The organism is Nitrososphaerales archaeon, assembly GCA_025058425.1.
GTDB lineage: Archaea > Thermoproteota > Nitrososphaeria > Nitrososphaerales > JANXEG01 > JANXEG01.
The window spans coordinates 1-7,403 of sequence record JANXEG010000061.1; the positions used below are offsets into that span (position 1 = coordinate 1).

Below are 7,403 nucleotides of genomic sequence, written 5' to 3' on the forward strand. Positions count from 1 at the left end.
ATCAATACACCGATATTCATCTTCGAATCCTCGAACCATAGTAGAGCCTGATCGGCCTTACTCACCCAATTCTCTATGAAGCTTTTGATCAGACTTTTTGTAGCATTCCAATCTGCATCAGATATGTAAGTTACAATACCCTCTCTAAATGATACATTGGGATTCATGGAGATAGGTTGGAGTAATTTTACATTGGCCTCTTTAAAGAGGTTCATGATATTCGCCTTCCTCTGCTCTATGGTAATTACGTGAACTTTTGGTGTTTCTTCACCCGATAAGGTGATGAGGAAAGACCTAAAGGCCTCTTCAGCCGAGCCCGTCGTGCTGAGGCCTACGTAATACTTACCAGTAAATGTAGCACCTACGGCTGCGACTACACCCATCTCAGTAACGACACCACCAGCACCAGCAGTATATACTGGAATCAGATAGACATCATGATCACCGATGCGATAAAGGATGATATCACCGATACGGGGTGCACGAAGTAGGGTCTTCAATTTGGCGAACTCTGGGTTCTTCTCTAAGGCCTCCAACACAGCCGTTGGGCCCAATAACTTTATAGGCGATTTTATATCGACGGCGTAGAAGATCATTTCGCCGAAACCCTCATACTCGTTTCGCACAACCATGTAGCCAGCCAGATTCCTACCACCAGCACCTCGGAGCTCTAACGATAATAGCCCTATATATTCAGGCTTCTCAAAGTTCGGAGGTTTCGCTATTACATAGTAGGTATCTAAGCCCCTTGGTATTTCAAAAAATTCTTTTGCAATGATAAATGTCTCGGGAGATGTCACATGATAAAAGTTGTACATATTCACCCTCCACTCGAACAATTCTTCCGGATATCTCAATTGGTTCTTTAACCAATCAGGGATTTCAGTAGTTATATACTTGCTATATACACGTTTGAAGAGTTGGCTGAAGAAGTCATCACCTAAAATTATCAATCGAATATCACCATGGTAAACATCGATCAAGCTATACCCTACGAGCCTCATCAAACTATTACCATTGCTCCATGGCACATCCTTTGTGTCTAACACGATTATCAACGGCATCAACCAATATGTATTCTCACCATCTGTAACTGGGAGCATATCTACCCTCTTTCCATAGAATGTGTATTGGAAGTAAGGAAAGAGCGTCTGCATACGCTCATAGACATCTCTATACCTTAACACATGAATGACTTTATTCGGAAAGGCTGTAAGGAAGATAAACTCGAAGATCCAGCTTAGAGGTGGGGGTATATCTACACCACCTCTGCCCCTATAAAAGTAGCCTTCTAACTCATCACTCCTTTCACGATCGGTCGGATAAGCGAACCATACTCTGTTAAATAACCCTCCTTCACCATAATACACCCTCCTCTGCCTAAAGAAGGCAGATGTATCCTCAATCTTACCTTCATTGGCATTTAGGATCAGGAAGCCATTGGGTACATGAGAGTAAACCAGACGCTCGGCATACCATCGATCCTCAGCCTTCACAGTAATAGGTAGAATAGGTTTCATCGAAGCGCTCCAGTAAAGAGTGCCGTTGAACCTCAGAATATCGGAATCCTGAAAGTCTATATATGGTATGAGACCGATCTCGGGCTTCAATTTAGCAAAGGCTGCCTCCCAATCCCAAAGCCTCACCTTCTTTAATAATTCGCTATTGCTCTTCACATAACTATCGATTTCTGCGATAGGTACTACTTTAATGCTGAAGTTGTATGGGACTTCTTTTACCTCGTCGAGTTGAGCCAAGTATCTATTTACAGCGATCTCTTGCATGGTGTATGGGCCACGCCACGCTACTTTATTTGCATCAGCGATACTATTTTGAATGGTGATGGTAGAACCTACCAGAAGGATGATCAGGAGGATGGGGACGAGGCGCATAATAACCATTCTCCTTACAGGCATATCCCAGATCCTTCTCCTCGCATCCTTAATTGCAAATATAGCGAGTATTATACCGATTGCAGCCAAACCTCCAATTACCACCCGTGTGTTGTAATCGATATAATCTGTAAAGAATGCGTTGACCATGGCCCAAAGTAGCCCTATTGAAAGTAATCCTTCGATCAAGGCCAGGTAGAATGGCGCCCTACCGATGATCGATTCGACTGGTGAAAAAGCGAAGATCCTAACAAGATTTGTAACCACCACAAGTAGGAAGAACCTCAGGGTCAATGCACCGATTATGGGAGGTAGAATCAGGGTGAGTGATGGTATGAGTGGGATTACATTTTCTTTTGCATAATTCATATCGAAAGGCGGTGTAATGAAAGGTAGTTTGAAGAGATTCCAGATGAGGTTTAATTGGGGATCCCAACCTTTACTCATCGAATAAATCGCCATACCAAATAGCAGATTACCCATGAATAGCGCACCTATGCAGATCTTTGTGATCTGCCACAGAATGAATTTGATCAAAGGTAGTTTAAAGCGCCCGAAATCGAAGTAATCGGGCGGGATATTTTCCATTACACCTTGCTCTTTGATGGCACGTAAAATCAGCCTTAAAATCCACCAAACGATAGACCTTCGATTCTTAAAATCGACCCGGAAGAAAGCGATCGTGGCTAGAATAAAACCACTGATGAGCGTAAAGTATATGGGTAAGATGAATAACTCGCCAAATTCCACAATGTTGAGCCAGAACCATAAAACCTCCTTACCCACTATAATGAGTACAAATAGAGTAACTACGATGATGAGTAACCAAATTATTCTACCTGCAAACCTTCTAGGAGAAGGTTCACCCATTTCATAAAAGTTAATTTTCAATTTATATTTACACCAAATTAATAATTTTGGTCCTGAATAAATATTTAAATACTTTTATTAAGAGTTGAGTTTCGTCGTGTTTTAACAAAAGATCATTAACCTTAAGCGTAATGTTGGTAGATCACCAACGCATACTTACAAATTAAGTCGTTCTAATTATTTGTATTTAAAATGAAAGTATGGACCTCTTCTCCGATTTTAGTATTAGTAATAGATAAAAATTTGCATGTTAATAGCTTAAGGAGGAATTGAGAAGAAAAGATCTAATACTTATACATCCACCGAGTATATTCGACTTTAGAAAAAAACCTATCCTTTGGGGTCCGATCAGTGATACCGTCCCTTCGACACCGATCTTCGAAATGTACCCCATAGGTTTTATGACGATAGCTAACTATCTACACCGAAACCATTACAGTGTAGAGATAGTCAACCTCGCGGTCCGGATGATGAAGGATGCTAAATTCGATGTTGTGAAGTACCTATCTTCACTGAAGGCTAAAGTCTTTGGGATAGACTTCCATTGGCTCCCTCACGTTCAAGGCAGCCTTAAAGTCGCACATCTGCTGAAGAAATTGCATCCAGACGTACCCATCGTTATGGGAGGATTATCCGCTACGTATTACGCTCAAGAAATCTTAGAGAACTTCCCTCAAATAGACTTTATAGTGAAGGGCGATTCGGGTGAAGAGCCTCTACTGTGCCTATTAAGAGAGATCGAAAGGGGTAAAGAAGAATTCTCATCCGTCCCAAATCTCAGTTGGCGAGATCGTGAAGGAAGAATTCACCATAACCCCATTACTTACGTTCCAGATAGCCTAGACCATTTAAATGTTGATAAATGGTTCCTTGCATCCTTCATCCTTAAAGGGAGGTTCAATGCGAATCATGCACCCTACTACTTGTGGGATAAAGCACCTATAGGTGCGATTCTAACTTGTAAGGGATGCATCTTTAACTGTGTTACCTGTGGTGGTTCTTGCTATACATATAGCGAATTTTACAGTCGAAGGAAGATCGCCTTTCGCAGCCCAAAGAATCTAGTGGAAGATCTATCGCTCATCGACACATTTATACGCATACCTGTATACATACTTGGAGATATAAGACAAGCTGGTAATAGATACGTTGAGGAATTTCTAAGTAGATTGAGGGATGAAAGGATCGACCTTCCGATCATCTTCGAACTCTTTACACCCGCTCCAAAGGACTTTATCAATAGTATAGCGAGAAGTGTTCCAGATTTCGGCTTTTCACTATCCCCTGAATCGGCCGATCCAGAGGTTAGAAGGGCTCAAGGAAGATATTATACAAATGATGCGATAGAACGTACCATCGTAAATAGCTTAGAAGCTGGCGCTTCACGATTCGACCTCTTCTTTATGCTGGGTTTGGGGAAAGAGAGTGAGCAGAGCGTACAGACGACCTTCGATTACTGCCTTAAGCTGACCAAGAGTTTTTACAAGAAGAACTTTTACACCTTCTTATCTACCCTTACACCATCCCTCGACCCTGGCTCTCAGGCCTTCGAATATCCGAGCATTCACGGATTTCGATTAAGGTATAAAACACTCTTAGAACACTACCATGCCTACTCTATGCCGAGTTGGGCTTACTTCATAAATTACTCCACACAGAACTTCTCCTCTAACGATATCGTCGAATTGACCTATAGAGTAGCGTACTTTACAGCGGAGCTTCGAAGAATTCATACGAATAATAAAGAAGAGGTAGATTTGATCAAGAGTAGAATCGATGCTTCAAGGTTGATTTTAAGGAAGATCGATGAAATAATGCAGATAAAGGATGATGTAAAGCGTGAGGAAGAGTTGCAACGACTTACCAATATCGTTCAATCGGACGGAGGGAGTAGAATCGTTCATACACTCGAGGAACTTTTAAGAGAATTCTGACGAATATATCATTAACTTATAATTTATTACGATATAAATAGAGTCGGAGTTTGCATCTTTTCTCTTCTTTTGAATAAGAACCTACTTACAATTTTCAAAGGAGCCTCCTTTCACAATTCGAATTTATAAAGGTTCCAAGAGAATGCCTTATTATTTTAAGATTATTTTCGATTATCGAAGATCTTCATTACCAAAGATCATAGCAATACTAACTCTAAAGACTTTAAGCTCTTTCTAAGTTGCCCTAAATACTCATGAATCCTTCCGATGAACCTCTCGATATCAGGATCGATCGGTAGAAATTCGACCTTTACTCCATACTCTTTCTCAACTTCATAAACATAGTCGAGCTTCCCGAAGGGATAGATAGGGCCGTTCGGACTTTCCAAGAAGGCCATATTCACAACAATCAATTTTGGTTTCAATCTTGATTCAAGTAAGAAGTCGAGCATATGCTTCACTATCTTTACCGATAACTTTGAAGGTAAGGTCACCAAAATGATTTCGGGGCTTACGATCTTCATCAGCGTCAATAATTCCTCACCCATCCCCGGAGGTGTATCGATGACGATCAGGCGCTCTCTAATATTGGCAAGGCCGAGTAGCGACTCAATGACACCCCCCTCATACCCGCCCGGTAAGACTACATAGCGATCCCCAATAAGTCCACCAACTGTATAGATCGATAGATTGCCGATTATGAAAGGTTCGATTCCATCCTTGCTTACTCTATGTAACTCTTGAATTCCGAAAAGTTTTAAGATAGAGTTCCCGTAGATATCGAGATCGATCAACGCTGCCCTCTGCTTCTCACTTAGATTCAAGGCTATTAAAGATGCGATGATGCTCTTCCCGACCCCTCCCTTCGCACTCATCACCGCAATCACCTTCCCTCTCAACCTATCCTTTGCCATTTCAAGAATCGGGTTCATACCTCAATACCATCCACTCTTATCGAAGAATCGACAATGAGGTCGTGAGAGTTACACTTTGGACATTTTACAAATGTTGTGACAAGGGCTGGAATGATATGAAGTGGGTTGTCCTTACCGTAATCTTCGAATAATGATTCGATTTGAGATTTCACTTCATTCAATGTAAATTCATTCTTGCACACTCTACAACTGAAGCTCTGATCTCTTACACGTACTTCGAGCTTCGCTTTCGAAATCTTCGAATCCTTCTTGATGATATCGAAGGCCTCTTTAAGTATTTCGACTTCGAGCATCGAGAGTGATGGTATCGATAGAAGAATCTTCTTTACTTTAACATTCTTCTCTATAGACCACTTTTCAACACTCCTTACCACAGACGTCGCGATCGCCCATTCGTGCATAACACTCGATAGTTAATAAGTAATTATAAGTAAATAGAATTTTCTCCTCTCTATATAAATCTATAAATACGTTTAGTTGGCGCATAATAATTGATATGATAGGAAAGAGGATTAAAAAAGATAATTTAGAGAAGCTCTTCATCGATATAAGCAAGGAATACAAAGTCATCGGCCCTGTCAGAAATAAGGAGGATTTTATCCTGAAAGAGGTTGAAGATTTCGATGAGGTTACATTAGATTACCCTACAACTATACTCCCGCCAAAGAGTTTTATCATACCATATAGAGAGCCGATCTTCGCTCTCGATCGTGGAGAGTTCAAAGAGTTGATTCCGAATGAGAAAATGGCATTCTTCGGATTGCACATATGTGATATAAATGCGATAGAGAGGCTCGATTTAGCACTCTGGGACGATCCATACTACATGGCGAGGCGTAAGAAGATGTTCATCGTAGGGATTTCATGTAAACCCACGGAGACGTGCTTTTGCAAATCGATGGGAGCGAATGTCTTAACGAATGCATGTGACCTTTTTCTTAATGTTGAAGGAGATAATTATGTTGGGTTCTCGATGACCGAAAAGGGTAGAAAGATCCTTTCACAACTATACTTCGAACCAGAGGTTGTCAATGTTAGAGAGGTTAGGATCGATTATGAAGAAAAACCACATATCGATCTTCATAAGATCAATAGAATAATCCTCGAAGATTATAACAATCCTATCTGGGAAGATACTGCAAAGAGGTGTTTGGCCTGTACGAATTGCACACTCGTCTGCCCCTTATGTTACTGCTACGATGTTATAGACGAGACATTTATAAATTCAAACGAGGGCGAGAGGGTAAGGTGTTGGGACTCTTGCCTTCTACTCAGCTTCGCGAGGGTCGCTGGAGGGTTGAATTTCCGGAAGGATCTGAAGGCGAGGTATAGGAATATTTACATCCACAAGTTCAAGACGTACGTAGATGAATTCGGGGTTCCTAGTTGTGTCGGTTGTGGAAGATGCATAATATTCTGCCCCGCAAAGATAGATATGAAAGATGTACTGTGCAAGTTGGGAGGTGCATAAGAATGGAGAATATCTACAGACCTTTTAAGAGCAAGATTATAGAGATCATGGACCAAACCTATGATACAAAGGTATTCAGATTGGAGGTAAAGGACTTTAAATTCTCACCAGGCCAATTTGTGGAGCTCTCGGTCTTCGGTGTTGGAGAAGCGCCGATTTCGATAAATTCTAGCCCACACGAAGAGGGTTACATAGATCTCTGTGTCAGAAGGGTTGGAAATGTTACGAACGCCCTCCATAGAATGAAGGTCGGTGATTACGTCTGGATTAGAGGCCCTTACGGTAATGGATTCCCGTTTGA

Annotated in this window: 6 protein-coding genes; 3 read left to right on the forward strand and 3 right to left on the reverse strand. The window is 41.3% G+C overall.

Annotated elements, in window-relative coordinates; all coding sequences use genetic code 11:
- On the reverse strand, positions 1-2,762 hold a 2,762-nt coding region (locus tag NZ896_06070; protein MCS7117017.1), incomplete at its 3' end, for a UPF0182 family protein.
- A 269-nt stretch (positions 2,763-3,031) separates the two neighbouring features.
- Between NZ896_06070 and NZ896_06075 the strand changes: the two genes are divergently transcribed.
- Positions 3,032-4,696 carry a TIGR04190 family B12-binding domain/radical SAM domain protein gene (locus NZ896_06075; GenBank protein ID MCS7117018.1) on the forward strand — a complete coding sequence of 555 codons (1,665 nt, stop codon included), beginning with the start codon at positions 3,032-3,034 and terminating at the stop codon, positions 4,694-4,696.
- 197 nt (positions 4,697-4,893) lie between these two features.
- Here NZ896_06075 and NZ896_06080 read toward each other — a convergent pair whose 3' ends face one another.
- Both NZ896_06080 and NZ896_06085 read right to left on the reverse strand, forming a co-directional pair.
- Complete coding sequence (locus NZ896_06080; protein MCS7117019.1) at positions 4,894-5,628, reverse strand: P-loop NTPase; 735 nt, start codon at positions 5,626-5,628, stop codon at positions 4,894-4,896.
- Positions 5,625-6,032 carry a hydrogenase maturation nickel metallochaperone HypA gene (locus tag NZ896_06085; GenBank protein MCS7117020.1) on the reverse strand — a complete coding sequence of 136 codons (408 nt, stop codon included), beginning with the start codon at positions 6,030-6,032 and terminating at the stop codon, positions 5,625-5,627. The genes NZ896_06080 and NZ896_06085 overlap by 4 nt, the downstream gene beginning before the upstream one ends.
- 95 nt (positions 6,033-6,127) lie before the next feature.
- Between NZ896_06085 and NZ896_06090 the strand changes: the two genes are divergently transcribed.
- Positions 6,128-7,102, forward strand: a complete 975-nt coding sequence (locus tag NZ896_06090; GenBank protein MCS7117021.1) for a 4Fe-4S dicluster domain-containing protein — start codon at positions 6,128-6,130, stop codon at positions 7,100-7,102.
- Between the two features lie 2 nt (positions 7,103-7,104).
- On the forward strand, positions 7,105-7,403 hold a 299-nt coding region (locus NZ896_06095; GenBank protein MCS7117022.1), incomplete at its 3' end, for an FAD-binding oxidoreductase.